This is a genomic window from Rhodococcus sp. FW305-130 (genome assembly GCF_058788335.1).
On the sequence record NZ_JBYTAP010000001.1, the window covers coordinates 428411 to 454118 of the forward strand.

Here is a 25708-nt window from a genome sequence, read left to right on the forward strand (position 1 = left end):
TCCCTTTCTTGACGTTTGTGAGGTATGCCACCTACGCTTTGAACATATCGCACAGTGTGTGCGATTATCGCACACTTTACGGAGCTGCACAACCTTCGGGTGGATGCAGCGCAGCGTGTTCGGAGAGAACCTTCATGAGCAACTATCGCGTCGTGGCAACGGAGGATGTTGTCGCAATCCAACAGCTGTACGGCCACCAGAGTCATTGCATAGACTCTGGGCGCCAGCAGGATTGGGCGCAGACATTCACGGACAACGGTGAATTTCATTCACCCAGTTATCCGGAACCCGTGGTCGGTTTCGGCGACCTTGCAGCGTTTGCTGCTCGCTTTCACGCTGCTGGGGAAGCCGTCGACGAGGTGCATCGGCACGTTCTGACCAATCTCGTAGTCGAGGCGGTGGACGAGAGTGCTCTCGCAGTGCGCGGGTACCTGCAGATAGTTGCCACCGCTCGCGGCGGCGAATCGCGACTGGTGCGGATGACGACTGTCGATGACCGCGTGGTTCGGGTCGGTGAGGAATGGAAGATCGCCCGCCGCACCGTCTCCCGCGACGACGCACCTCGAGTGTCCGAACACGGCTGAAGTACCGAAAAGTTTCTTGCACAACAATATTCAGTAGGAGAAGTACATCATGACCGAAAGCTCTGACCAGACGAACCCGGGCCGCACCGTTGTGACGCAGATGTCGGCGGTGTACCCGGAGTTGGCAGGCAAGGTCGCAGTGGTGACCGGCGCGGCTCAGGGTATGGGTGCGACCTTCGCCGAAGGGCTGGCAACACGCGGCGTACATGTCGTCGGTGCCGACATCAACGAAGAGCAGATGCTCGCCACGGCCGCACGAATCAATACGGACCTGGAATCGAATGCACTGGCGGACAAGCCGGGTCGCGTCGTCGGAGCTCGGGTCGACGTCACCAAGCCGGACGAGCACGAACTGCTTGCGCAGTTGGCGTTGAAGGAGTTCGGCCGGGTCGATTTCTGGATCAACAATGCGGGTATCTTCCCGTTCGCGCTGGCCGAGGAGATCACCCCGGAGCAGATCGGCGCAACGCTGAGTGTCAATGTCGAAGGAGTGCTCTACGGTGCTCAGGCTGCGGCACGCCACCTCGGTCCCGGCGGCGCCATCGTCAACATGTCCTCGGTATCTGCGCTGCGTGTGCGGAAGGGGAGAGGCGCTTACTGCACGTCGAAAGCTGCCGTCGCGCACCTCACGGAGTCTCTCGCAGTGGAGTTCGGAGACAAGGGTATTCGTGTGAACTCCATTGCGCCCGGCTACATCGACACGGCGATGACGAAGTGGGTTCAGGAAGATCCGATCGCGCTCGCGAACGCACTCGACGCGGTACCGCTGCATCGTCTGGGCTCGCCCGAGGAGGTCTTCGGCCCGCTGCTGTTCCTGCTCTCGGACAGCGCGCGCTACGTCACCGGGCACAGCATTGCGGTCGACGGTGGTTCGCGGCATGTCTGAGTCCACGAAATATCCCGGCGTCGTTCTCGTTACCGGCGGTGCTGCCGGGATGGGAGCGCATCACGCGCGCACTCTCGCCGCGCGCGGTTCGCATGTCTGCATTGCCGATGTTTCGGATTCATCCGGCGTGGTCGACGACATTGTCTCCGCCGGCGGATCGGCGTCCGCTCATCTTCTGGACGTCACCGATGCCGATGCCTGGGACCGGGTTGTCGACGAAATTCGCACCACCCGTGGGGAACTCGGGGGACTGGTCAACAACGCCGGCATCTCGCGTCGGCTCGAATTCATGGACACCCCGAACGACATCTGGGAACTGACCATGAAGATCAACCTCTTCGGTCCGTTCTACGGTATGAAGGCGGTGGCGCCGCTGATGCGCGAGAGTGGTGGCGGATCGATCGTCAACATCTCGTCCATCGCCGGTCAGATCGGATACTTCTCTCCGGCTTACTCGTCGAGTAAGTGGGGTTTGACCGGTCTGTCGAAGTCGGCCGCGGGCAACTTCGCGCAGTGGGGGATTCGCGTCAACTCTGTGCACCCGGGACTGGTCGGTACGGCGCTGCTCGGCGGCGCAAACGACTTCGTCGCCGCGTCACTGAAGTCGGTTCCCTTCGGACGCATGGGAACTCTCGACGAGATCACCGAAGCAGTGCTGTTCCTGCTCTCGAACAGTTCGACCTACACCACCGGTACGGAGCTCACCGTCGACGGCGGGTTGGTGTCGAACGGTCTTTACCACCGCATCATCGCGGAGACTGGAGAACTTTCATGACCGAGCACTGGGACGTCGTTGTCATCGGTGGCGGCGGAGCCGGTCTCGCCGCTGCGGTGTCGGCAGCTGAAGAAGGCGCATCCGTTCTGCTGTTCGAGTCCGAAACCGAACTCGGTGGATCCACTGCGCTTTCGGCCGGAATCTTCACGGCCGCCGGAACAAGCGTGCAGGCAGGCCTCAGAGTCGACGACTCGGCAGAGAAGTTCTTCCAGCACTACATGGACCTCAACCAGTGGATGCTCTCACCCGGATTGATTCGTGCGTTCTGCGAAAATGCCGGTCCGACACTGGAATGGCTCATCGGACTCGGCGTCGAGATTCCAGCGGCGATCTCGGGTAACGCCCACCAACCGGGACTCGCCCAGGCCGGCGTCGAGGACGTCTGGCGCGGCCATGTGCCCAAGGATCAGGGATACGGACTGATTCAGGTGCTGGACAAGGCTCGTCGTAAGCACGGGATCGAGGTCATCTTCGGAACACGGGTGCAGAAGCTGATCGAGGAAGACGGTCGGGTTGTCGGTGTTGTCGCCGACGACATCGAGGTACGTGCGGGCGCCGTCGTTGTTGCTTCCGGTGGATTCGCGCAAGATCCGGGCTTGGTGGCGCGCCACTTCCCGGACGCGAACAAGGCCGGAGACGCCTTGTTCGTCGTCGCAGCCGAGGGGAGTCGCGGAGACCATCTTCGTTTTGCCGAAGACCTCGGTGCTTCCGTGGCGGGCGACGGCTGGGGCCTGATGCTGCCCACGGTCTACTTCCAGCGATTCCATCACTGGCAGGCAGGTTTTCCGCCGAAATCGCGGATCTACGTCAACCAGGACGGTCGTCGATTCATGGACGAGGACAGCTCGTACGCGGTCTCGACCGGCATCATCGACCATCAGGGTGGATACGGTTGGATGATCTTCGACGAGAACGCTCGCGTGAATCTGGCTCCGGGATATGCGGATTGGAATCCCGAACGCATCGAGGAAGAAGTTGCCGCCGGTGGCACGATTCGCGCGGATACGATCGAAGACCTCGCAGTGGCTACGGGTGTTCCGGTTGCGACGTTGACGCAAACCCTGCGTCGATGGAACGACCAACTGCCCAGCGGTAACGACGACGACTTCCTCCGTCATCGCACGCTGCGAAACAAGGGTGCCGTCGGCAACCCGGATCCTATTGCGACAGCACCGTTCTATGCCGCGAAAATCCTTCCGGCGGAGCTCGTATGCACGCATGCGGGAATGGAAATCAACACCGATGCGGCCGTGCTCGACAGCACCGGAGTACCTATCGAGGGTCTGTACGCGGCCGGTGAGGCCGGCGCCGGAATCCTCGGACTGAGATACGTGGGCGGCGGCAATGCAGTTGCCAACGCTTTGACCATGGGCCGCGTAGCGGGACGTAATGCGGCGAATTACACCAGGACCAGCGCTGAGAGCGCACCGGTCCATTCCATCGCGCACTCCTGACGTCCGACGTCTGCGCGGCACCGAATCCAGTCAGTATCCAATCCAGGCAGGGAACAACATGTCAGAGAATGAGACCATGGCGAGAGCCGAATCCACCGAGGGCAGCAGCGTGGCAACCGAACGACAGTCGACGACGAAGGTAATTCGCGCGGCCATCGTCGGTACCGTCGTCGAGTACTACGACTTCGGTATCTACGGATACATGGCCACGACAATCGCCGCGCTGTTCTTCGTTTCCCACGACCCGAACGCAGCACTGCTCGGTACCTTTGCAGCATTTGCCGTGGCCTTCTTCCTACGCGTACCCGGCGGAATCTTCTTCGGCCACATCGGCGACAAGTACGGCCGAAAGAATGCTCTCTCCTGGACCATCCTTCTGATGGTTCTGGCGACAGCAGGCATGGGCTTGCTGCCGACGTACGCCACGTTGGGTGTGTGGGCCACGTCCATCCTCGTTCTGGCTCGTTGCCTGCAGGGCTTCGCGGCCGGCGGTGAACTCGGCGGTGCCAACGCTTTTGTCTCCGAGTCCGCTCCCAAGCGGTGGCGAGCGACGCAGACGTCGATGGTCAATACCGGCACCTACCTGGGTTCGCTGGCTGCTTCGCTCATGGCCCTCGGCCTGACGTCGGTATTCTCGCAAGAGCAGATCCTCGAGTGGGCTTGGCGTATCCCGTTCCTGCTCAGCCTGCTGATCGGCGGCATCGGTATCTGGATCCGTAGCCAGATGGAAGATACTCCTCAGTTCGAGGAGCTGCAGGACAAGGGTGAGACCAAGAAGCTTCCCATCCGTGAGCTGCTCAGTACCTCCGGCGGCAGCGTCGTCAAGATCATCCTGTTGGGCGCACTCATCACCGGCGGTTACTACATCGCCTCGGTGTATGCCGCGACGTACCTGCAGACCACCGGCGGTCACTCGTCGCGCGTTGCCTTCCTTTCCACCTCTCTTGCACTGGTTCTCGGCGTCATCACGTTGCCGATCTCGGGATACATGGCCGACAAGTACGGGCGTCGGCCGGTGCTGTTCGCCGGTAGTGCCGCCGCAGTGGTTCTCGGAATCCCGATGTTCATGATGATGGCCGGTTCTGGTATCTGGCAGGCGGTTGTCGGTCAGTCGGTGCTCTTCATCTGCGTTTCCGTTGTCAACGGTGCTTCGTACGTGACCTATGTCGAAATGCTGAAAGCATCTGTGCGGTACAGCGGTCTGGCCTTGGGTAACAACGTCACCAACATGTTCCTCGGTGGCACCGCGCCCTTCATCGCCACCTATCTCATCAGCTTGACCGGTAACTCTCTCGCCCCGGCCGGATACTTCGTGTTCTGTGCCGTGATCACCCTCGTCACGGTCTTCTTCATCAAGGAGACCAAGGGCGTTGAACTGCAGGTTGATTGATCACCTCGGGAGAACAGGAGACGTGTTGTGTCCCTCGCTGACAAGCAAGAAATCACCGAAGTTCTGTATCGCTACGCTCGGGCCGTCGATCGGAAAGATTTCGACAGCGTAGCTCTCTGCTACTTCGACGACGCGATAGACAACCACGGTGGTTACATCGGAACCGTCGACGGGCTCATCGAAGACATGAAGCTCAGGCACAAGACGATCGACTCTTCGATTCACTGCATTTCCAACATACTGATCGACGTCAACGGCGATGTCGCTCAGTGTGAGTCGTACTGTTTGTGTTTTCTGCGGCAGGAGCGTTCCGGTACGGATTCGGTGCAGATGCTTGCCACGATCAAGTGCCGTTACGTCGACAGGTTCGAAAGGCGCCGTGGTGAGTGGCGAATCGCCGATCGGATCGTCGTGTTCGACGAATCCCGTGAAGACATGATCGAGAACATCCTGCCCACGGACTGGGTGACGCAACGTCGATCCTTCGACGATCCGGTGTACACCAGGACGCCTTGACCAGTAGTGCAGACGAAGGCCTTCACACACGATGTGTGTGAAGGCCTTTCGCCTGTTCACTGGTCGTGTCAGCCCACTACGTCCGGTGCGGCGACCTCGGTCAAACGGCCGTCCGAGAGCCTCAGCCAGCGTTCGACGTTCACTTCGGCCAGGAATCTCTCGTCGTGGCTGACCACCACGAACGCGCCCTGATATGCATTCAGGGCACTTTCGAGTTGAGCAACGCTCACCAAGTCGAGGTTGTTGGTCGGCTCGTCGAGAAGAAGCAATTGCGGGGCCGGATCGGCGAAGAGAACGCATGCCAACGTAGCCCGCAGCCGTTCACCGCCCGAGAGTGCAGCGACGGGTAGGTGAGCACCCGCACCCCGAAAGAGGAAGCGCGCCAAGATGTTCATGCGTTCCGGTGCAGGAAGGCCCGGAGCCGACAATGCAAAGTCCTCGGCGACGGTGCGTGCAGGGTCGAGTAGGTCGAGCCTCTGCGACAGATATGCCACCCGGCCGTCGGCTCGCTTGACCTCACCGGAAGTCGGCGCAACATCCCCGTTGACGATGCGAAGTAGCGTCGACTTTCCGACGCCGTTCGGCCCGGTCAACGCGATACGCTCCGGTCCTCGAATGGCCAGGTCAATGCCGGGGTCGGCGAAGATCTCGCGATCGCCGAACGCGAATTGCATTCGCTCACCAAAGAACACCATGCGTCCGGCGGGTACGTGAGTACCTGGCAATTCGAGCGAAATCGTCTGATCGTCTCGAAGAGCGCGGCCCGCTCTGTCGAGTCGGTCCTTTGCCGCATCGACCCGGGCGAGGTGTGTCTCGTTCGCCTTGCCGGCCGATTCCTGAGCATTGCGCTTCATGGTCCCCGCAAAGATCTTGGGCAAGCCCGCGTTCCCGAGATTGCGGGCAGCGTTACTTGCGCGTCGTGAAGCGCGTTCTCGGGCCTGCTGCAGTTCGCGCTTCTCGCGTTTGACGTCCTGCTCGGCGTTGCGGATGTTCTTCTCCGCCACCTCGCGAGCCGAGCGTGCCGCAGCTTCGTAGTCGGTGAAATTGCCACCGTAGAAGCTGATCTCGCCGCTGTGAAGTTCAGCGATGCGGTCCATACGGTCGAGTAGTCCTCGATCGTGGCTGACTACCAACAGACAGCCACTCCAGTCGTCGAGAACGTCGTAAAGTCTGCGGCGCGCGTCAAGGTCGAGATTGTTGGTGGGTTCGTCGAGGAGAAGGACATCGGGGCGTCGCAGGAGTTGAGCCACCAGTCCGAGCGAGACGACCTGCCCGCCGCTCAGAGTGTCGAGCCGACGATCGAACGTCATGTCACTCAAACTGAGTCGGCCGAGTTGGGCTCGGGTCTGCTCTTCGATGTCCCAGTCGGACCCGATTGTGGTGAAGTGTTCTTCTCGTGTGTCTCCGGATTCGACAGCGTCCAGCGCAGCGAGCGTCGGGGCGATGCCCAAGACCTCGGCAACGGTCAGATCGCCCGTCAGTGGAAGGTCTTGCGGAAGGTATCCGAGAACGCCGTCGACGGACACACTGCCGGCGCGTGGGCGGAGTTGACCGGCGATCAATCTGAGCAGAGTGCTTTTCCCGACGCCGTTCTGGGCAACCAGCCCGGTTCGGCCACCGGGCACGGTGAAGGACAATTCGTCGAAGACCGGAGTGTCGTCCGGCCAGGCAAAAGACAGATTCGAGCAAACGATGTAGGTATCGGACATGAATAGACCTCAGGTGTCGTGCGGGCGTGGCAACGCTGCTCCGCAAAAGTCGGGTAAGTGAACGACAACATGGCCACTACGGCAGCGCTCCGAGGCGTCTGCCGGTGGCCGTCATGCCCGGTTTTATCCGGAGATGTCGAGTTCACCAACCATGTCTGATCCTTTTTGGTCTGTGTCGTTTCATCCGACGATAACAGGAGCCGGTATTTACATACGAGCAATACCGGCGCAGAGAAGTTCGACCAGTCTTCGGTACACCCGATCCGGATCGGTGCCGGCCGGTTGACCCTCTACCGATTCGAGGATGCAGAAACCGTGCAGCGCGCTACGAAGAGACCACGCCGCCTGCTCCGAATCATCCGGGCTCAGACCGTATCCCGCGATCACCTTGTTGATGACGTCTACCACCTCGCCGACGGCGGAGACCAGATCGGGATGCGGAGCAGTGGGGTAGCGGTCGGTGATGGCGTAGAGCCCGGGGTGCACCCGGACGAAGGCACGCCATGCGTCTGCGAGCGCCATGACGGCGTCGTCGCGCGAGAGACCAACCGCGGCGGCACGCAGTTGTTCGGCGAGAAGGTTGCGTGCGAGGAGGCTGAGTTGATGGTGGACGTCGTCGACCCCGTCGACGTGTTTGTACAGGGCTGACTGCCGGACGTCGAGGGTCTCGGCGAGTTGACTCAGTACCAGAGCGTCGGCGCCTTTGCTGTCGACCAGGTCGGCTGCGGCAGCGATCACGCGTTCACGGGTAACCGGAGTTCTCATGCACGCATCTTCCCTGTATGACAGGCTTTGCGTCGGTGATACATTATCACCATGAGTGATGAAGTATCGCCACGCGTGCCGTCCGGCGATCAACTACGCCGTCGTGACCTGCGCGTAGTCGTCACCGGTGCATGCATCCTCGGGTTGACCTCGGTGCTCTATGAACTCTCAGGAGTGTCTCCGTCGACGGGTGCCTTCTTTCGGTGTCTCTATGCGCTCATCCCTCTCGGCATACTCGTGCTCGTTCAGCGTCGTCGGTCATCCCGGTCTTCGATCTCGGCGCCCTGGATCATGAAGTCTTTGCTTGCCGGCGCGTTCCTCGGAATCGATCTGGTGCTCTGGCACGAGTCGATTCATTCGATCGGGGCAGGTCTTTCGACTGTGATCCTGAATTTGCAAGTGCTGTTCGTCGCAATCCTCGGCTACGTTGTTCTGCGCCAACGGATCGGCCGGGAACTGGTCGCCAGCCTTCCGTTGCTCTTCGTCGGAGTTGCTCTGGTAGCCGGGACGAGCACAACGCTCACCGGGTCGAATCCTGCTGTCGGAGTGTCGTTTGCCGTGATCGCCGCAGGCGCCTACGCGGTCTACATCTTCCTGATGGGTCTGGCTACTCGGGCGGCGGGTAGAACGGCTCTGCCGATGTTCGTCTCGACGGGAGCCACTGCCCTCACTGCAGGTGCATACGGCCTCGTGAGTGGAACTTTGGATCTGACGCCTTCGCTCGTAGCTCAAGGCTGGCTTGTCCTGCTCGCGTTGGTATCTCAGGTGATCGGGTGGCTCCTGGTGGCAAGCGCCAGTCAGCGTCTGCCTGCCAGTGCAGTCGCCGCCAGCCTGGTGTTGCAATCGGCGTCGGCACTGCTGTTCGGCGCGGTGATGCTTGCGCAGACCCCAACTCTCGTCCAACTTGCAGGTGCCGGAATGATTTTGGCCGGAGTGGTTGTGGCGACGCGGATACCTGCGAAGAAGTCCTCGACGACTGTAGTCGGAAAACGAATGGAGACAAGCGTATGACACCGGTGGCTGACCACATCTACATCAACGGCGAGATCAGGACCATGGACGGTGCTGTCAGCGATAACGCCACCGCTGTGGCCGTCAAGGACGGCAGATTTGTCGCTCTCGGAACTGATGCCGAGATCTCGGCGCTGACCGATTCCGAAACCTCCGTTGTCGATCTCGCCGGAGCGGTGATTGTTCCGGGGTTCATCGAGACGCACCTTCATCCGATGATGTGGGGTTTGATGCTCAGTGGGGTCGACGCAACGACGAGTGCGTGCCCGACCATCGAGCAGTTGATCACGGCGTTGGCCGCGCGGGCCGCGATCACACCAGTTGGCGAGCCCATAGAAGCGTGGGGCTTCGACGACAGCCTCGTGGCGGAGGATCGAGGTCTGACCGCAGCTGATCTGGACAAGGCATCCACCGAGCATCCGATTCTGGTGCGGCACTTGTCTGCTCACGGGATCTATGTCAACTCGGTCGCACTGGAGAAGGCCGGGATCGATGCCACCACGGTCGATCCGGAGGGTGGTGTCATCGTTCGGGACAGCGCCGGTGTACCCACCGGTGAACTGTGCGAGGTTCCGGCAATGTCTCTGGTACACGGACTTGTTCCGGATATGAATCCGGATGCGTCCAAGATCGCGATGCTGCGGGCGCAGGAAGTCATGGCTTCGGTGGGCGTGACAAGTTTTCACGACATGTACGTCACAGCCGAGATGTACGAGGCGTACCGACAACTGGACGCTGATGGTGACCTGCGTCTGCGTGCGCGCCTCTATCTCGGCCACGGGGTGCACGATCAATTGGGCGAACTCGCCGATTCGACAGATCGAGTTCGTGTGGGCGGCGTCAAACTCATTTCGGACGGGTCGATTCAGTTGCACACCGCTGCGCTGACCGAGCCGTACCACGATCTGGGCGGATGCCACTGCGGCGGAATGGCAATCCCGGCAGGTGCACTCGGGGTGCTCGTCGAGGAACATCACGCTGCCGGGCGACAGGTTGCGATTCATACCAACGGTGATCAAGCCATCGATTTCGCACTGGACGCAATTGCCGCGGCGCGGGCAGCGCACCCGGGCGTCGAGGTCTCACATCGACTCGAGCACGTTCAGACATTGCGGGAGGATCAGATCGCGCGGATGGTCGAACTCGGGGTGGTGGCGTCGATCTTCGTGAACCACGTCTACTACTGGGGAGACCGGCACCGTGATCGGTTCTTGGGGCCGGGTCGCGGCGAGCGGATCAGCCCCGTGGCTTCGGTCGTGGCGGCCGGGCTTGCCTACGCGCTGCATTGCGACTGCCCTGTCACTCCCGTGAACCCGCTCTTCACGATGAACACAGCCGTACACCGTGTGACGCGAGAAGGTCATGTTCTGGGTGCAGAGCAACGGGTTTCCGCGTCCGATGCGTTGGCCGGTTACACAAGCGCTGCCGCCCGTCTCACCGGTGAGTCATCGGACAAAGGTCGGATAGCGGTGGGACTTTTGGCGGATTTTGTTGTGCTCGACGGAGATCCGTTGCGGAGCGCTTCTCAGGAATTGAACGAACTGTCGGTCCTGCGCACGGTTGTCGGCGGTGAGACCGTCTTCGAGGCGTAGGGCCTCCGCCTTAGTTGTTGCTCGATTGTCGCTGCTTTCGAAGTAGCGGCAGTCGAACAATTTCCAAAACAAACCAAAAGTTTGTAGAACCTGTTTCAGTTCATTTTCGGACCCCAAGGACCATCTGGACGAAGGTTACTTCAGCAAACGGGTTGCAACAAAGCGCTAGGTTTTTCCAATAGTCCAGGTGAGAGGCGATTCTGTAGTCAAGTTCAGGTTTCAACAATCTTCTGGACATTCGACCAGCTTTTCGCCAAAAATTACTGATACGTGTGGTAAAAATCTAAACGACGCAAGCGGACGTCGACAGCACGAGAGAGGAATGGCCCGTTCGCGAGAACGGCTCGCAATCTTTCCGCAACACGCTCTCGCTCTGCACTTACCGCTACGACCCCTCACTGACCACGGATGAACGAAACCCTCTGCCCGTACCAGGGCGCACATGACTGGATCCGACCAGCTTTCTCACCCTGCAAGCTCCCCGCCACGGGGACCAGACGAAAAGAGTGTTCTCCATGAACAAGGCAACCAAGGGCGCAGTCGCGGCCGGTGCAGCAGCACTTCTCCTCGCCGGTGGCGCGGGAACCATGGCGGCGTGGAACGCAAACGCGCCTCTGAACGGCGGCACTATTTCTTCGGGCAAGCTGACGCTGACGACCGAAGGAACCCCGTCGTGGACGGTTTCGAACGCAGCTGTCAACGGTGGTACCGCGGCCCCCGTCACCATCAGCACATTCAAGGTTTCGCCTGGCGACGTCCTCACCTACTCCGGCTCCGTCAAGATCGGTGCTGTGGGCAACAATCTGAGCGCGACGCTCAAGGCGGATGCTTCGACGATCACGGGAACCGGCACGCTGAAGGCCGAGATGGCTCCGGTCACGACGGCGACGGTCGGAGCGACTCCGTTGCCGACGAACGGAACAGGCGTTGTCATCACTTCCGCGAACAACGACAACGTCGTCAGCGTGAATGTTGTCTTCGACTTCACGAAGGCTCCAGCAACCAACAGTTCGCAGGACAGCCAGGTCGATCTGACGAACTTCAACGTCACTCTCGATCAGGCCTAAGGCTTGCGTAAGCACTACCGTTGGTGGGCAACTGCCGCCGCGCTGGTCATCGGACTGATCTTTGTATCGGTGCAGCAGACCAGCGCGCGGTGGACGGCCGCTGAAACACTGTCCGGTGGCACGATCCAGTCCGGGATCCTCGACCTGACGGTGGGCAGTGCCGGTAGCGGCCAGAGCAGTTACGACTTCACTGCTCTGGGCGCCACCGGTATGTTCCCCAACGCATATGCACAGGCTCCGTTGACAGTTCACAACTCCGGAAATGTTCCTCTCAATTACCGGATCCAGAACGTCGCGCAGTCTTCCGCTGATGTTCCGCTCTCACTCGCGGTGACGCCAGTGACTTCAGAGGCCGGTTGCCCCGCCCAAGGTGCAGCTTCCGGCACCGCGATCTACGACGGACCCATGGTCGGTGCTCAGGTACCGACAGCTCCAGGATGGCGCACGGTCGCTGCCGGCGGTACCGATATCTTGTGCCTGCGTGGCACTGTCGGTGCTGACGTTGCGTCTGGTGTCTCGACGAGTGTGCAATTCTCATTCGAAGCGGAGTCGGTATGACGCACGCAGTGAAGGGTTCTGATCAGAGAACCGGTGTTTGGTGGTGGATCCGCAATATCGTCTCGTGGGCTCTGCTGCTGGGTATTCTGGCGATTCTGTTGTCGACGGTCGTTGTTCCACGTTTGACGGGGTCGACGCCCTTCACTGTGTTGACAGGTTCGATGCAGCCCACCTATCCACCCGGCACCCTTATCGTGGTGAAACCGCAGGACGCTGCCCAATTGCGGGCAGGTGATGCGATCACCTACCAAATCGAGTCGGGGAAGCCCGATGTGGTTACGCACCGAATCACGATGGTGCGACTCAACTCCGCCGGTGATCTCACCTTCGTCACACAAGGCGATGCAAATCCGATAGCGGATCAGAATCCCGTTGTACCGGAGCAGATTCGCGGCAAGGTGTGGTACAGCGTGCCGTACATCGGGTACGTATACAACGCCATCACGGGGCAGATGCGCTCGGTGATGCTGACGGTTGTCGTCGGCGCACTGTCTATCTATGCCGTGTTCATGTTCGTCGGATCGGTCCGTGACCGTACCCGGCGACGTTCTGCGTCTGCAGACCCCCAACCTTCCGAACCGAGTGCGCCGGCGCCTCGAGTTGAGCAGCAAGAAAGGCACAGCCATGTCTAAGCACGAGGAGCAGCAGGCGCCCGCCTCGCTCGGTACACGTCTGGTCCGGGGCGCAACCAGCGGCCGCGCACGCGCGATCATGTCGGTGGGAATTGTTCTGGGCCTCGGTGCCGTTGGCACTCTTGCTGCGTGGACTGACAACGCTACAGCGACTTCCGGCGTATTCAGCACCGGTTCGATCGAGATGAAGCTCAACGGTGACCCGGGAGATCCGACTGCTTACGGCTTCACCGCGTTGACCAAGACGGGCATGATGCCCGGCGACAGTGTCACGGCAACTCTGCCTGTACAGAACACTGGCGCGGCACAGTTCAAATACACCATGGCAGCAACCGCAACAGGCGAGGCCGCGCTTGCCCCGTTTATGAAGGTGACTGTTCTCGATCAGAGTTGCACAACCCCGATTGCCGGCCCGGTCGGCTTGTCGACGACTGCCGCGACTCCGATCATCACAACAGGACGTCAGTTGGCTGCGAATACAGGTTCTGAGACGCTGTGCTTCAAGGTTGCGCTCGATACGGGAGTGCTTTCGGCACAACAGAACAAGTCGATCAATGTTTCATTCCAGTTCGCGGCGACGACGGCCTGAGGTGACCATGTCTGATCACACAACTCCCGGCAGTTCGAGATCGGCACGTGCCGGTCGCGAACTCGCGCTGACAATAGGGGCGGTGGCTGGACTCATCTGTGTTCTCGCCGCCGCGGCATCGATGCTGTTCGGCATCAAGCCGCTCGTCTTTCGTTCGGGTTCGATGTCTCCCGAAATCACCACTGGCTCCTTGGCATTGGCTCGAACCGTGCCCGCCACCGACCTCTCAGTGGGCGACGTCGTAAGCGTCGTCAACGGACAGGGCACGCGCATCACACACCGCGTGTACGAACTTGACCAGCAGGCTGGTAACTCCGTCACGGTGACTCTCAAGGGCGACGCAAATGCCAAGCCAGACGTGGAGCCCTACTTCATCACCGAAGCCGACCGCATTTTCTTCAGCGTCGGGGGCCTGGGCTACGCAATTGCTTGGCTCTCCAGCCCACTCGCGATCTTCCTCGGCGGAGCGTTGGTCGGCGGATTGGTGATCATTGCCTTCCGGCCCAACTCTCGCCGCAAGGATTCGGATGACGGTCCGAGTGGAGGAGTTGGCAGTGTGGACACGGAAGCCGCTGCAACGATGGAGTTTCCGATGGTTTCTTCGAGCAGCGGGACAGGCGGACATCGCTCGGCGTTCTCGCTCCGAAAGCTTGCGGTTCTCGGTGTCTCGGCCTTTGCACTGATCGGTGTTACGCAGGTGAGCGGCACCGCAGCGGCTTTCACAGACACTGCCGTCGCAACGAGTGGTGCCATTACCGTGAGCGGGAAGATCAATCCTGCAACGAGCAGCGTCAGTTGCACGACAAACGGCATAGGTGGCTCTCAATCGTCCACTGTTAAGTGGAGTCACATAGGCCCCCAATATCGCTACGAGGCGCGGTACTACAACGGAAACTCGTTGATGAAAACATGGGGATACGATCCCGGTGTCGGTGCCGCAGTAGGAACCCAGGTCTCATCCACTATCTACTACACAGATGCTGGTTACAGCGTTTTCAACTCATACACGTACACGCTTCGCATCTACACGATCAACCGAATCACGGGCGAATCATCAACGGACTGGCGAGGGTGGAACCTACGCCAACCTGCGTCTCAGACAAGCATCTATTGCCAAGGTGAGGCAGGCTCGATCGCCGGCGCGGCTGTCGCTGAAACTGAGCAGCTTGCTCGCGGAGTTGCTCCGACAACCGCGACGGCTGCCGAGACCACCACGTCCAGTACGCCGACAACGACAGGCACGTCGACGACGGCTCCCACTACGGCTGACGTGACAACCACGACCGGTCCCACCACAACAACGGAGACCTCGACCAGCACTACGACTCAGTCGACAACTCCGACAACGACAACGGATGCAACGACGACAACGGATGCAACGACGACAACGGATGCAACCACGACAACCAGCACGACCACGAAGGAAGCGCCGGTGGCATTGGGTGCGGCGCAGACATCGCTGACCGGCTACAGCGCAGCGTTGATGCAGGACGGTGCCAGCGTCGCAGTGGTGGTCACCGACAGTTCGGGTACGGCGGTGTCGAGCACACCGGTGAGCGCCACGGCGACCGTGATGTGGCAGTCCGACGCAGACGACCTGTGGATCGTGGACGGCCCCAACGTTTATCGAGTCAATGCCGCAACGGGTGTCGCGGAGAAGAACCCCTCCGGCGAAGCTCCCGCAGAGATCGCTGCCTGGATCGACGGGCAGAAGTGATGAATAAAGAACAGAGGGAATTCGGGGACGGGAGAGTTCGGATGAATGATCGTATCGTTCCCGCAAGTCGATGGAACGCGAGACGTACCAGAATGATCGGGGTATCGCTGGTCGTACTCGGCGGAGCGGCATTCCTGACGGGCTGTGCTGATACCGGCTCGCTGGGTTCCTCAGGCGGCGGCAAGCCCACCACGACCACTTCCGTTCCGGCTACGACTACCCCTGTCGTGACTACTCCGGTCGAATCCGGTTCGTTGGCGCTGAAAACCGTCACTGCACCAACATGGACGGATCAGAACGGTCCGATCGACCTTTCGACAATGGTTGTCGTGCCGGGCGACGTTCTGACCTATCACGCCAGTTTCGCGTTGGAGATCAAGGGAACTGAAATGAAGGCAAAGCTGTCGACCAGTGATCTGGGTGTCTCCGGCGGAGATGCTCTGGTTGCCCAGCTGAAGCCGGTCACGGAAGTCAAGCTCGATGGTGTACCAGTGCCGGTCGGTGCGGACGGAACTGTGGTCAGTACGTCGAAGGACGGCAAGATCGTCGATGTGGCAATACGTTTCACCTTCGACAAGGATTCCGCGACAGCGTTGTCAATGGATCAGTCGTTGAACTTGGCGCGATTCGACGTGAATCTGGTGCAGATACCTGCATGATAAGGCGCGGTCGACGCCAGAGTAATAGCTGTTCAGAAGTGAGGCCGGGTAGCAGATTTGCTACCCGGCCTCACTTTGTGAATTGTTGTAGGGGGCGGTTATCCGATGAATGTGACCGACTTGCCGAGCGATCCGACATCAAGCGATCCGGAGCTGGCAGATCCGGTCTTTACTGATCCGGTGTCGAGTGAACCGAAGCTCGCCGACCCCAAATTCAGGGAACCGAAATCGAGTGATCCGGTTCCGCCGGGCGTGACGGGTGTATCGGTGGAATCAAGCGTGAGGTCTACACTCCAGTTCGGCGTAATACTGCCGTTCTGCGACGAATTCCCTGCTTCGAAGGGCATTCCGATGACGAAGGCAACCTTGGCACTTTGGCCCGGTGCGAGGTGGACCGAGTTCAACTGGGTCCTTGGTGTGGCGGCATTGCCGGTGACGGTGAGCGGATTGCCGGCGACGCCGTTTACGTCGACACGAAGGAATGCTTCCATGCCGTCGCTGATTTCGTAATCTCCGACGTAGAAGTGTGCCTCACCTGCGCGGTCCGATGCGTTTCGGACGTAAAATGTGGTTGTGTTGGTCCCACCCGGGATGAGTATGTCTGTGCTCCAGACGATTTTGGAAGCATCTCCCCAGGTCGAGTAGTCCGCGGAGTACTCGATGATTCCACTCTCACCGTCCGCTGCGTGAGCGAGCGACGGCATCAGCGCTCCGCCCACCAGTGCAAGTACGAGGGCCGTGAGTATCCCAATGACTGTGCTCCATAGCGCACCAGGCTTTCGAGATGAGTAACTGATAGTTTTCATAACTCCGAATTCTAGTCGGACAAACGTCCGAGCGTGACGAGTTGTGAGAGCTAACTGTATGTTGTGCAACAATTTTCGGAAGTCTGACGAATCTACTGGGAGGCAGCTGAAAATGAACTGTGATCGGAGCGGATGTGAGCCGCAGATTGGGAGCGCGGATAGCTGGTTGATCGCTTGTCGAGTGGGTTTCGATGCCGGCCATGCGGGGTAAAGGATTCTCATCTGCAATGGCTTCAGTCGCTGTGTAGATGTTGATTCGGCATTTGGTATTTCTTACAGATTCAGCTATCTTACTGCAAAGTAAGTATGAATTCGGCAATCGATCGGGGCGATTGCCGACCTGAGTACGAGGACCGATATGCGGTTAAACCTGGGGGCCGTAGTTCGGCGACGTCGTTGGGCGCGAGACGTATTGGCAGCCACGGCGGCATGTGCGCTGGCGATTTCCGCGTTGCTGTCGGTCCAGACATCAGCCTCGGCGTCCGAACTGGACGAGTACGTGAATTTGCCTTTGGTGAATCGGAATGCCGAACACGGTCCGGGCGGTGTCCATCCCGCTTTGCCGACTGATCTCGGCACCTTGCAAGCCCTTGTGGAAGAAGCCCGCGCCAGTGGTCGCAGTCCGGAATCCTATGCGGCCTTGCTGTTTCAGTATCGATTGGTCGCTGCCACGGAAGCCGCCGGAATCGATCTCTCATCGTGGAACCCGCGCGCCGGAGTGTCGGCTAATCGCACCAACCTGGTGAAGTCGTACCGCTACTACGAGGATCTGCAACTCGGGCACCCGGAATTGCAGTGGGCGGGCATGGGCGGACAGGTAGGCGCGGACTTCGGCGGGGGACTGATCGACTTCGAACTGATGGCGGACGTGTACTCGTTTCCGAATCTCCAGCAGGTTGCCAATTCGATAGTTTCTCAGGTCACGGATCAGGTTGGCGTGCAAGCGCTGAACCAATTGCCGGCAGGGCTGCGCGCACTCGCGGCGGTGGGCAGGAACGTCACGGCGGACGACTTGGATTATGCGCTGGGGATGATCCTGGTGATGCAGAAGAACATCTTCTTGGATCTGATGCCGATGCATCAGGCATACGTGGATGAAGGGCTTCCCGCGCTGGAGGAAATGCAGAGTGCCGGACTATTCGGCAAGGATGTCATGGACGCCTGGCGTGATGTCGCGTCCAGTGATTCGAATCGGATCGCACTGGGGAACGTTGCGCTGCTCCAGCGTGAGCAAGGGGTGATCATCCGCGACCAGTGGGATACCGTGCGCGCCTACAAAGGTGATGTGGGAGAAGCGATCACCTACGCATCGACCGTTGCCGGCTCGCCCTCTGTCGCCGGCGTGGTCCCGCCTCGCTCGTTCCGGCCCCTCGAGTTCACGACGACACTCGCTGACGGACGCACCGCGAACGTGACGATGCCACTGCCGGATTGGAACTGGTCGGTGTACGAGGACCGGTGGGACTACATCACCTCACAGCTATTGCCGAAGTACCGAGCAATGGTCGAAGAAGATTGGCCACGGCTCGTAGCCACATTGAGTGTTCCCTACGAAATTCAATTGGAGAGCCACCGCCCGATGATGACCCTCCCACAAACTCTCGAATCGGCCCTCTCCAGTTTGAAAGTGACGGTTCAGTGATGTCGTCGGCGACATTCCGAAGGTTGGCGCCGCTGGTAGCGCTGACCGTTGCGCTGGTCCTGCCAGCAACGGCTGGAGCTGAGGTGCCGGACAGTGATGTCCCGAAAGACGTGCAAACTCCTGTATCCGAGGAGTTTCGGACCGACACCCCAACTCTGGGAGAGGTATTCAACGGGTTCACCGTCGGTGCTCTCAGTTCAGGGGAGTTCGCATCCGAAGAGGAGATCTTCACTGCACTCACCGCCGATGATCCGTTTTACGACGAGCCGGTGTTGACCGGCGCCGAGCGTCCCGGTGATCTCCTGAAGTCGAAGAAGGTGGATGTACTGTTCACCGGATACAAACCGGGACAGCTCGACGCCTACAAGATCATGTATGTCACAACCGGAATCGACGGTTCGACGCCGGTAGTGAGCACTGGAATCATGATGATCCCGATCGACGGAACGCCTGCGTCGGAGAAGAAGATCATCAGCTATCAGGAGGCCAACGACAGCGTCGGCGGCTACTGTCATCCGAGTTCACACTGGACCGGCGGCGATCCGCTGGACGGCGCCTCCTGGTCGGCCTTGGGTCCACTGGCGCTGATGTTCGGAAAAGGCTATGCCGTAGTGATTTCCGACGTCGGGAACAACGGAGACCGTGATCCCCACGGGGTCTTCGCGGGTAAGTTCGCCGGGCACGCCCAGTTGGATGCAGTGCGCGCAGCATTTCAGCTGCAGGATTCCGAGCTGAATCCGGATGCGGAGATTGCGTTGTTCGGAATCGCTGGTGGTGGAGTCGGTTCGGCATTCGCCGCCGAATCTGCGCAGTCCTACGCGCCGGAACTCGATATCGTCTCGACAGTCCTCGAGGGCATGGTGATCAAGCCCCGAACATTCATGGAGACAACAGATTCCTCGGTCGGCGCAGGCTTCGGATTTGCGACGCTCCTCGGTCTCGAACCGTGGTATCCCGAGATGAAGTTGAACGACAAGCTCAATCCCGTGGGCCGAGCGATTGCCGACGTGTACCGGGGTGAGTGCCAGATGCCGGCGTACTTCACGCTTCCGTTCGTGCCGTTGGCAAGCCTTTTCGAGCCGGGAATCGATCCGATCACAGAACCCAGCTTCCAGCGCGCGTACGACGACAACGTATTGGGTCACGGTGCTCCGGCGTCGAAGGTATTGATAACTTCGTGTGCAAAGGACGACTCCCCGATGTCACTTGTACCGGTAGCTGATGCGCGAGAACTGGCGGACACGTACAGAAGCCGAGGGACGGACGTGAGCTATCAGCCCACCGACTGCAGTATGGATCGCGCAGTCGCGGATCCATACGGTTGGGGGACAGACCTGTTCGGAATGCAGACAATCGATTGGATTGCCCACAATTTCGACAACTGAGTGAAACTATCCGGTGACAGCGAGACGCAAACTCTGATGGCGGCGTACGAACATGCTGGGGACCCAACGTGGCGGGAATTCGGAATCGACTGTGACATGCGAACTGTTTTCGAGAAGTACGGCGATGGCGGTTTTTGCTTCCAGCCTGGCCAGCGCGGCCCCGACACAGAAATGTGCTCCCTTGCCGAAGGCGAAATGCGCTCGGAGATTGGCCCGGTCGAGGTTCATCGCGTGTGGGTCGGTGAACGACTCCGGGTCGCGGTTCGCCGAGCCCCACAGCAGTATGAGATGACTGCCGGCGGGTAGCGCCACTCCGCCGAGGGTTGTGTCCGCATTGACATGTCGGTGGTGTCCGCGAAAAGGCGACTCGAGTCTGAGCGTCTCCTCCAGGAATGCGCTCACGAGTAGGGGGTCCTCGCGCAGCTGCGTCTGTATCTCGGGGCGCTCGGCGAGTAGCCGTGCAGAGTTGGCGATCAGTCCGGCGGTCGATTCGCCACCCGCACCGACGAGTTGCACCAACATCAGAACGGCCACGTCTTCGCTGAGTTCGCCTGCGTCACAGCAGTGGACGAGGTCTCCGAGTAGATCGTCGACCGGGTTTGTCCGCGCCTCACGAAACTTGCTGTAGAGGTACCCGGTGAGTTCGGCCGCCGAGGTGACGACGTCCGTAAACCGTTCCGCCGTCACGATGCCGCTGAGAAGTTCGGTGCTGTCGTAAGACCACGCCAGCAATTGGGGGACGTCGGCTGTCGGCAAGCCGATCAGTGTGGCAACCATCTGCAGCGGCAGTGTGTCCGCTACCGACGTGACCCATTCGATCTGTCGACCGTCGAAGCCGTTGTCCCACAACTGCTGCGTGTACTCGAGCATCGTCGGCTCGAGTGCTCGTATGCGTTTGGCGACCAGTGTCGGCAGCACAAGTTTGCGCTGGTGCTGATGGTCGGGCTCGTCGGCAGTCGCGAGAACGTGAACAGCTTGCCCGCCGCTGTCCATATCGAAGGTCAGGGCCGAACCGTCCTGTGTACGGACCAGCACCCCGGTGAGGTTGGAGGAGAAGTCCTCCGTACGGGAAACGGCTTCGGTGACAAGTTCCCACGTCGACACCAGATAGAAGTCGGTATCGGGTATTCGATACACGGGGTGCTCGCGCCGGAGTACGTCGTAGAGCGGGTAAGGGTCGTCGATATTCGACGGGAGGAAGGGGTTGATGTCCAGCGTCGGTGGTGTCACGAATGGAAGATTTCACGGCCAGCGAGGAGAAGTCAACAGGTGGAAAAGGCCTCTGAACTGGCATTTTGAGAAAATCTCACGCACATCGACCCCCTCGTACTTCTCCCAGGTCAGAGGCTCGCGGCCTTCCGTAGCCTTGAGATTTCTGATTGAATCTGTCTCGAGGTGAGACGAGGTGAGACGAGGTGACGGAGAGTGACCGGTGTGAACGAGCGCCGCGCTGCCGACTGGTTGGCCGGCGGTAACCGCCGTGAACTCGCAACCGAGCGCATCTTCGCGGCTGCAGCAGAGCTGATTCGAGAACAGGGATTCGATCGGTTCAATGCCGACGACGTCGCTTCCCGCGCAGGCTGTTCGCGGGCGACGCTCTACCGCTACGTGGGTGGCAAGTCCGCGATCCGTGAGGGGCTGTTGTCGCGAGGTGCGGCGTCCGTGGCGAGCCAGGTTTCGGCTGCCGTCGAATCACTGCGTGGCGACGAGCGGATCGTGGAGTCGATCCTCGTCGCCGTCGACGCGATCAGAGCCGACGCCGCCATGAGCCATGGCCTTGCGGCGGCGCGGGCCGACGGTATCGACGAGTATCTCGTGTCTTCTCCGTTGCTGCCGCGTACTGCACTCGAACTTGCTGGATTGGATCCCGAAGGTCAACAGTCGCAGTGGGTGGTTCGGATCGTGTTGATGCTGTTGGCGTGGCCTCTTGCAGACAGGGCCGCCGAACGACGGATGGTCGAGTCGTTCGTCAGCTCCTGAGGCCGCCGCGTCAGCGAGTGCCGACGGGTCTGTCGCCGACTATCGAGATTCGATCCATCACTCTGCGGGCGGGGAAGTAGTCGCTGGCCGCGTAGTGCTGACAAGTTCGGTTGTCCCAGAATGCAATCGTATTCGTCCGCCACTTGAGTCGTACTTGGAACTCGGGACGATGTACGTGTCGGTAGAGCAGGGTGAGTAGCTCGTCGGACTCGGCTTCGGACACCCCGACGATCCTCTGGGTGAAGCTGAGATTGACGAAGAGAACCTTTCGGCCGGTCTCGGGAATCACTCTCACCACCGGATGTCGAACCGCCGGGAACTGTGGACGCAACTTCGCCACCGTCGACGGATCCATGTGCTTGCCGAACGAATTGATCCAATCATGCTCGGCAACAAGCTGGTCGATGCGTTCTTTGATGCCCTCTGGGAGTAGCTCGTATGCCGCTCCGGTATCGGCCCACAAGGTATCGCCTCCGACCGGGGGTACCTCGACTGCGCGCAATACCGCTGCGAACGAGGGGAATTCGTGCCAACTGACGTCGTTGTGCCAGTTGTTCTCGACCCCGCCGGTCATCGCATCTTTTGCAAGTGTGACTATGTCGGCTTCGCTTTGACCGGGTTGGGTGTACTTGAAAAACGGATGCTGTTCCAGTGAGCCCCATCGACTCGCGAAATCTCGGTGTTCGCTGCGATCGATAGTTTGATCGCGGAAGAAGAGTACTTTCCATTCGAGTAGCGCTCGGCGAAGTTCCGACATCGTCTCATCCGAGAGTTGGCCACTCAGTTGGATTCCCGAGATTTCTGCACCGATGGTAGGCGTCGTCGGAGTGAGTGTGAAACGTGTGTACGGCAACACTTCGAATCCCTCCGCGGTGCGAGAGGCCACGAGCGGCCCGTAGGCGGCGAGTGGATCGGTTGCTACCGGATAGATCTGTCCGCTCACGAATGCCGTCATGTCCGTCATCCTTACTCGTTCGGGTGGGGTCTTTCGCCACGGTAAGGCAATATCCTTAAATGTGTCAAGGGCGAGTGAAAAGTATGGTTGCATTATTGAGAATTAACTTTATGATCTGAATCAGATGGTCTGCGGCAGATTTGATGGTTCGAAACACTGATCCGTTGGACACTAATCCTAGGAGTGGACGAGTATGGAAACACGTGTCGAGTACACGGAACTATTCATCGGCGGTGCATGGGTGACGCCGTCCGGTAGTGGAGTCATCGAGGTGATGTCGCCGCACACGGAGCGCGTGATCGGTTCGGTCCCAGCGGCGTCGACGGCGGACGTCGACCGCGCAGTGGAGATCGCGAGGGCGGCATTCGATTCCGGGGAGTGGGCACAGACACCTCTTGCTGATCGCATCGCGGTCGTCACTCGCATCAAGGACGCGATCCTCGCCAGGAGTGAGGAATTCGCAGCGCTGATCTCGCGGCAGAACGGTGCTCCGTCCAGTTCGGCGATGCGCACGCAGGTGTTGGGAGCCGTTGCGGCCTACGGCGCGGCGTGTGCCGTTGCGGCGCAGTTCCCGTTCGAAGAGTCGCGTGCGGGCGTCGGCGGCCCGATGTTGATCCGTCACGAACCGGTGGGTGTCGTGGCCGCAATCGTTCCGTGGAACGTGCCACAGTTGGTGATCGCTGCGAAACTTGCTCCGGCACTCTTGAGTGGATGCGCGGTGATCTTGAAACCGGCTCCGGAGACACCGCTCGATTCGAACTTGCTGGCCGAGATCTGTTCACAGGCAGGGCTTCCAAAGGGAGTGCTGACCGTCTTGCCTGCCGAACGAGACGTGAGCGCTTATCTGGTTGCCCACCCCGGAATCGACAAGGTGGCCTTCACCGGTTCGGTGCCAGCAGGTAAGGCGATCATGGCCGCTGCGGCGGCGAATCTCACGCGGGTGACCCTCGAACTCGGTGGCAAGTCGGCTGCGATAGTCCTCGAAGACGCAGATGTCGATCAGGCGCTGCCCAATATCTTGGCCGGATCGTTCGCCAACAGCGGTCAAGCCTGCGTCGCGCTGACGCGTATTTTGTTGCCGGTCAGCAGGTATGACGAGATCGCGGAGAAGTTCGCTGCCGCAGTCGCGGCGATGAAGGTCGGCGATCCTACCGATCCGGCGACTGTGATCGGCCCGATGACAAGTGCGGCGCAGCAGCGACGAGTGCTCGACTATGTCGGAATCGGCGAGGCAGAGGGTGCGAAGATCTTGACGGGAGGGTCTGTTCCGGAGGGGCTTTCGACGGGCTGGTACGTCGAACCCACGGTCTTCGGCAACGTCGACAACTCCATGCGGATTGCTCGCGAGGAAATCTTCGGGCCGGTCGTCTGCCTGATTCCTTTCGAAGACGAAGCCCACGCAATCGCGATTGCCAACGATTCGGATCTAGGACTCTCCGGAGCAGTCTGGACCGCGGACACTGAGCACGGCGTCGAGGTGGCACGGCAGATTCGCACCGGCACCTTCTCGGTCAACTGCCAACGATTCGACGTCGTTGGTCCCTTCGGCGGTTACAAGAATTCGGGAGTGGGGCGCGAATTCGGCCCGGAAGGTCTGGCAGCGTACCTCGAAGCCAAGAGCATCTTCCTCCCTGCTTGATCAGGCGAAATCACAAAGATTCAGCCCCACTTCGATTGTCGAGGTGGGGCCGAATCAGCTTGAGTCAGATGCCAATGTCCTTGGCGATGATCGTCTTCATCACTTCACTCGAACCCGCATAGATTCGGTTGACCCGTGTGTCCGCATACAGACGTGAGATCGGGTATTCACGCATGTAGCCGTATCCGCCGTGTAGTTGCAGGCACTTGTCGATGACGCGGCCGGCCATTTCAGTACAGAAGAGCTTGATCCTCGCGGCGTCCGCGACGGTCAACTCGCGGATCTCGTCCAGATCGAGTGCTCGGTCGACCGCAGCTTGCGCGGCCGCGACTTCTGCCGAGCATTCTGCCAAGACGAATTTCGTGTTCTGGAATTGAGCCACGGGGGTGCCGAAGACCTCGCGCTCCTTGACGTATGCGGTCGCGAACTCGATTGCTGCGCTCGCATTCGCGTAAGACCCCACGGCGGCGCCGAGTCGTTCCCGGACGAGATTTCGGGTGAGGTAGCCGAACCCGGCACCTTCCTCGCCGAGGAGGTTCTCGATCGGCACGCGGACATCGGTGAACGACAGTTCTGCGGTGTCCTGCGCTCGCAGCCCCAACTTCTCGAGCTTGCGACCGACGCTGAAGCCTTCCGACGTGGTGTCGACGCAGAGAATCGACAGACCAGCGCGGCGGTCCGCATCGCCTGCAGGACTGGTGCGGGCGACCACGAGAATCAAGTCGGCCTGCACTCCGCCGGTGATGAACGTCTTGGATCCGTTGAGCATGTAGTGGCTGCCGTCACCGGACAGTCTCGCCGTTGTCTTGATCCCGGCAAGGTCGGAACCGGCGCCCGGTTCCGTCATCGCGATGGCGGTCATCAGTTCACCGGAGAGGAAACCGGGAAGCCACCGAGCTTTCTGTTCGTCGTTGCCGTACTCGACCAGATAGGGAAGGACGAGGCACGTGTGGACGACGTCGGCGCCGAAAGTGACCCCTGCCCGTGCGGTCTCCTCACGGATCACTGCCTGATACTTGAAGCTCGTCTCCCCGCCGCCGCCGTATTCCTCGGGTAGCTCGATTCCGAATATTCCGAGGTCACCCAACTGCCGATACAGTGACCGGGGAACCATGCCGGCTTCCTCCCATTCTGCGAAGTGTGGGACGACCTCACGGGCGATGAACGTCCGAATCATGTGACGGAACGTATCGTGATCGCTGTTGTAGACGGTTCGTTGCACGTGATTCTCCTTGGGCTCGGTACCCTGAAGTCAGGTGTCCGGTTCTGAGGTGAGGTAAGGTTCTCTAACCAGATGTTGAGAGAAAATTGCGGAATGAGCTGTTGTTTTCCGGCAATAAGTGAATAATAACTCATAGACGTGTGTTTGACGATGCAACACTGGTTGTTCGGAATTC

24 protein-coding genes are annotated in these 25708 nt (G+C 60.0%); 18 read left to right on the forward strand and 6 right to left on the reverse strand.

Features of this window, described 5'->3' with window-relative positions; genetic code table 11:
• Positions 1 to 134 precede the first annotated feature (134 nt).
• From AC3WQS_RS02085 to AC3WQS_RS02110, 6 genes are all read left to right on the forward strand, one after another.
• Entirely contained in the window at positions 135 to 584 is a 450-nt protein-coding gene (locus AC3WQS_RS02085) for a nuclear transport factor 2 family protein (protein WP_070795708.1), read from the forward strand.
• Between the two features lie 49 nt (positions 585 to 633).
• Positions 634 to 1470 (forward strand): SDR family NAD(P)-dependent oxidoreductase, encoded by an 837-nt coding sequence (locus AC3WQS_RS02090; protein ID WP_007731420.1) that lies wholly within the window; start codon positions 634 to 636, stop codon positions 1468 to 1470.
• The gene (locus AC3WQS_RS02095) at positions 1463 to 2245 is read left to right on the forward strand and encodes an SDR family NAD(P)-dependent oxidoreductase (RefSeq protein ID WP_019745204.1); all 783 of its coding nucleotides are present in this window, start codon (positions 1463 to 1465) and stop codon (positions 2243 to 2245) included. The genes AC3WQS_RS02090 and AC3WQS_RS02095 overlap by 8 nt, the downstream gene beginning before the upstream one ends.
• Positions 2242 to 3699 carry an FAD-dependent oxidoreductase gene (locus AC3WQS_RS02100; protein WP_070795709.1) on the forward strand — a complete coding sequence of 486 codons (1458 nt, stop codon included), beginning with the start codon at positions 2242 to 2244 and terminating at the stop codon, positions 3697 to 3699. Before AC3WQS_RS02095 ends, AC3WQS_RS02100 begins: the two co-directional genes overlap by 4 nt.
• Before the next feature lie 76 nt (positions 3700 to 3775).
• A complete protein-coding gene (locus AC3WQS_RS02105) occupies positions 3776 to 5089 on the forward strand; it encodes an MFS transporter (protein ID WP_007731424.1) in 1314 nt (437 codons plus the stop codon).
• 27 nt (positions 5090 to 5116) lie between these two features.
• The gene (locus AC3WQS_RS02110) at positions 5117 to 5605 is read left to right on the forward strand and encodes a nuclear transport factor 2 family protein (RefSeq protein ID WP_021332046.1); all 489 of its coding nucleotides are present in this window, start codon (positions 5117 to 5119) and stop codon (positions 5603 to 5605) included.
• Between the two features lie 68 nt (positions 5606 to 5673).
• Here the strand turns inward: AC3WQS_RS02110 and AC3WQS_RS02115 are convergent, their stop codons facing one another.
• Both AC3WQS_RS02115 and AC3WQS_RS02120 read right to left on the reverse strand, forming a co-directional pair.
• Complete coding sequence (locus tag AC3WQS_RS02115; RefSeq protein ID WP_492713001.1) at positions 5674 to 7314, reverse strand: ABC-F family ATP-binding cassette domain-containing protein; 1641 nt, start codon at positions 7312 to 7314, stop codon at positions 5674 to 5676.
• 207 nt (positions 7315 to 7521) lie between these two features.
• On the reverse strand, positions 7522 to 8079 hold the full coding sequence (locus AC3WQS_RS02120) for a TetR/AcrR family transcriptional regulator (RefSeq protein ID WP_003940110.1): 558 nt from the start codon (positions 8077 to 8079) through the stop codon (positions 7522 to 7524).
• Between the two features lie 51 nt (positions 8080 to 8130).
• On the opposite strand from AC3WQS_RS02120, the gene AC3WQS_RS02125 reads away from it, so the two are divergent.
• The 8 genes from AC3WQS_RS02125 to AC3WQS_RS02160 all read left to right on the forward strand — a co-directional run bounded on the left by AC3WQS_RS02125 (position 8131) and on the right by AC3WQS_RS02160 (position 15904).
• Positions 8131 to 9090 carry a DMT family transporter gene (locus AC3WQS_RS02125; protein ID WP_070795711.1) on the forward strand — a complete coding sequence of 320 codons (960 nt, stop codon included), beginning with the start codon at positions 8131 to 8133 and terminating at the stop codon, positions 9088 to 9090.
• Positions 9087 to 10682 carry an amidohydrolase gene (locus AC3WQS_RS02130; RefSeq protein WP_070795712.1) on the forward strand — a complete coding sequence of 532 codons (1596 nt, stop codon included), beginning with the start codon at positions 9087 to 9089 and terminating at the stop codon, positions 10680 to 10682. Before AC3WQS_RS02125 ends, AC3WQS_RS02130 begins: the two co-directional genes overlap by 4 nt.
• 515 nt (positions 10683 to 11197) lie before the next feature.
• Positions 11198 to 11749, forward strand: coding sequence for an alternate-type signal peptide domain-containing protein (locus AC3WQS_RS02135; protein ID WP_024488239.1), 552 nt, complete (start codon positions 11198 to 11200; stop codon positions 11747 to 11749).
• Between the two features lie 3 nt (positions 11750 to 11752).
• Positions 11753 to 12307 carry a hypothetical protein gene (locus AC3WQS_RS02140; RefSeq protein WP_070795714.1) on the forward strand — a complete coding sequence of 185 codons (555 nt, stop codon included), beginning with the start codon at positions 11753 to 11755 and terminating at the stop codon, positions 12305 to 12307.
• Positions 12304 to 12939, forward strand: a complete 636-nt coding sequence (locus tag AC3WQS_RS02145) for a signal peptidase I (RefSeq protein ID WP_492713000.1) — start codon at positions 12304 to 12306, stop codon at positions 12937 to 12939. The genes AC3WQS_RS02140 and AC3WQS_RS02145 overlap by 4 nt, the downstream gene beginning before the upstream one ends.
• On the forward strand, positions 12932 to 13528 hold the full coding sequence (locus AC3WQS_RS02150) for a SipW-dependent-type signal peptide-containing protein (protein WP_060938034.1): 597 nt from the start codon (positions 12932 to 12934) through the stop codon (positions 13526 to 13528). The genes AC3WQS_RS02145 and AC3WQS_RS02150 overlap by 8 nt, the downstream gene beginning before the upstream one ends.
• Positions 13529 to 13535: 7 nt before the next feature.
• Entirely contained in the window at positions 13536 to 15245 is a 1710-nt protein-coding gene (locus tag AC3WQS_RS02155) for a signal peptidase I (protein WP_492712999.1), read from the forward strand.
• A 41-nt stretch (positions 15246 to 15286) separates the two neighbouring features.
• Positions 15287 to 15904 carry an alternate-type signal peptide domain-containing protein gene (locus AC3WQS_RS02160; protein WP_158024815.1) on the forward strand — a complete coding sequence of 206 codons (618 nt, stop codon included), beginning with the start codon at positions 15287 to 15289 and terminating at the stop codon, positions 15902 to 15904.
• A gap of 98 nt (positions 15905 to 16002) precedes the next feature.
• Here AC3WQS_RS02160 and AC3WQS_RS02165 read toward each other — a convergent pair whose 3' ends face one another.
• Positions 16003 to 16608, reverse strand: a complete 606-nt coding sequence (locus AC3WQS_RS02165; RefSeq protein ID WP_355329801.1) for a hypothetical protein — start codon at positions 16606 to 16608, stop codon at positions 16003 to 16005.
• A 460-nt stretch (positions 16609 to 17068) separates the two neighbouring features.
• On the opposite strand from AC3WQS_RS02165, the gene AC3WQS_RS02170 reads away from it, so the two are divergent.
• Together AC3WQS_RS02170 and AC3WQS_RS02175 are read left to right on the forward strand one after the other, a co-directional pair.
• The gene (locus AC3WQS_RS02170) at positions 17069 to 18352 is read left to right on the forward strand and encodes a hypothetical protein (protein WP_492712998.1); all 1284 of its coding nucleotides are present in this window, start codon (positions 17069 to 17071) and stop codon (positions 18350 to 18352) included.
• Positions 18352 to 19737: a lipase family protein gene (locus AC3WQS_RS02175; protein WP_492712997.1), complete on the forward strand. Its 1386-nt coding sequence runs from the start codon at positions 18352 to 18354 to the stop codon at positions 19735 to 19737. Before AC3WQS_RS02170 ends, AC3WQS_RS02175 begins: the two co-directional genes overlap by 1 nt.
• A gap of 6 nt (positions 19738 to 19743) precedes the next feature.
• Here AC3WQS_RS02175 and AC3WQS_RS02180 read toward each other — a convergent pair whose 3' ends face one another.
• Positions 19744 to 20967: a cytochrome P450 gene (locus AC3WQS_RS02180; RefSeq protein ID WP_492712996.1), complete on the reverse strand. Its 1224-nt coding sequence runs from the start codon at positions 20965 to 20967 to the stop codon at positions 19744 to 19746.
• A 195-nt stretch (positions 20968 to 21162) separates the two neighbouring features.
• Between AC3WQS_RS02180 and AC3WQS_RS02185 the strand changes: the two genes are divergently transcribed.
• Positions 21163 to 21717 (forward strand): TetR/AcrR family transcriptional regulator, encoded by a 555-nt coding sequence (locus AC3WQS_RS02185; protein WP_070795721.1) that lies wholly within the window; start codon positions 21163 to 21165, stop codon positions 21715 to 21717.
• A gap of 10 nt (positions 21718 to 21727) precedes the next feature.
• Here AC3WQS_RS02185 and AC3WQS_RS02190 read toward each other — a convergent pair whose 3' ends face one another.
• Entirely contained in the window at positions 21728 to 22681 is a 954-nt protein-coding gene (locus tag AC3WQS_RS02190; protein ID WP_019745186.1) for a TauD/TfdA dioxygenase family protein, read from the reverse strand.
• Positions 22682 to 22865: 184 nt separating this feature from the next.
• Between AC3WQS_RS02190 and AC3WQS_RS02195 the strand changes: the two genes are divergently transcribed.
• Positions 22866 to 24311, forward strand: a complete 1446-nt coding sequence (locus tag AC3WQS_RS02195) for an aldehyde dehydrogenase (protein ID WP_492712995.1) — start codon at positions 22866 to 22868, stop codon at positions 24309 to 24311.
• Positions 24312 to 24375: 64 nt separating this feature from the next.
• Here the strand turns inward: AC3WQS_RS02195 and AC3WQS_RS02200 are convergent, their stop codons facing one another.
• The gene (locus AC3WQS_RS02200; protein WP_019745184.1) at positions 24376 to 25533 is read right to left on the reverse strand and encodes an acyl-CoA dehydrogenase family protein; all 1158 of its coding nucleotides are present in this window, start codon (positions 25531 to 25533) and stop codon (positions 24376 to 24378) included.
• Positions 25534 to 25708 lie beyond the last annotated feature (175 nt).

Coding starts and splice junctions, on each gene's coding strand:
- AC3WQS_RS02085 (WP_070795708.1), top strand. CDS start 135: ATGAGCAACTATCGCGTCGTGGCAACGGAGGATGTTGTCGCAATCCAA.
- AC3WQS_RS02090 (WP_007731420.1), top strand. CDS start 634: ATGACCGAAAGCTCTGACCAGACGAACCCGGGCCGCACCGTTGTGACG.
- AC3WQS_RS02095 (WP_019745204.1), top strand. CDS start 1,463: ATGTCTGAGTCCACGAAATATCCCGGCGTCGTTCTCGTTACCGGCGGT.
- AC3WQS_RS02100 (WP_070795709.1), top strand. CDS start 2,242: ATGACCGAGCACTGGGACGTCGTTGTCATCGGTGGCGGCGGAGCCGGT.
- AC3WQS_RS02105 (WP_007731424.1), top strand. CDS start 3,776: ATGGCGAGAGCCGAATCCACCGAGGGCAGCAGCGTGGCAACCGAACGA.
- AC3WQS_RS02115 (WP_492713001.1), bottom strand. CDS start 7,314: ATGTCCGATACCTACATCGTTTGCTCGAATCTGTCTTTTGCCTGGCCG.
- AC3WQS_RS02120 (WP_003940110.1), bottom strand. CDS start 8,079: ATGAGAACTCCGGTTACCCGTGAACGCGTGATCGCTGCCGCAGCCGAC.
- AC3WQS_RS02125 (WP_070795711.1), top strand. CDS start 8,131: ATGAGTGATGAAGTATCGCCACGCGTGCCGTCCGGCGATCAACTACGC.
- AC3WQS_RS02130 (WP_070795712.1), top strand. CDS start 9,087: ATGACACCGGTGGCTGACCACATCTACATCAACGGCGAGATCAGGACC.
- AC3WQS_RS02135 (WP_024488239.1), top strand. CDS start 11,198: ATGAACAAGGCAACCAAGGGCGCAGTCGCGGCCGGTGCAGCAGCACTT.
- AC3WQS_RS02145 (WP_492713000.1), top strand. CDS start 12,304: ATGACGCACGCAGTGAAGGGTTCTGATCAGAGAACCGGTGTTTGGTGG.
- AC3WQS_RS02150 (WP_060938034.1), top strand. CDS start 12,932: ATGTCTAAGCACGAGGAGCAGCAGGCGCCCGCCTCGCTCGGTACACGT.
- AC3WQS_RS02155 (WP_492712999.1), top strand. CDS start 13,536: ATGTCTGATCACACAACTCCCGGCAGTTCGAGATCGGCACGTGCCGGT.
- AC3WQS_RS02160 (WP_158024815.1), top strand. CDS start 15,287: ATGAATGATCGTATCGTTCCCGCAAGTCGATGGAACGCGAGACGTACC.
- AC3WQS_RS02165 (WP_355329801.1), bottom strand. CDS start 16,608: ATGCCGTCGCTCGCTCACGCAGCGGACGGTGAGAGTGGAATCATCGAG.
- AC3WQS_RS02170 (WP_492712998.1), top strand. CDS start 17,069: ATGCGGTTAAACCTGGGGGCCGTAGTTCGGCGACGTCGTTGGGCGCGA.
- AC3WQS_RS02175 (WP_492712997.1), top strand. CDS start 18,352: ATGTCGTCGGCGACATTCCGAAGGTTGGCGCCGCTGGTAGCGCTGACC.
- AC3WQS_RS02190 (WP_019745186.1), bottom strand. CDS start 22,681: ATGACGGACATGACGGCATTCGTGAGCGGACAGATCTATCCGGTAGCA.
- AC3WQS_RS02195 (WP_492712995.1), top strand. CDS start 22,866: ATGGAAACACGTGTCGAGTACACGGAACTATTCATCGGCGGTGCATGG.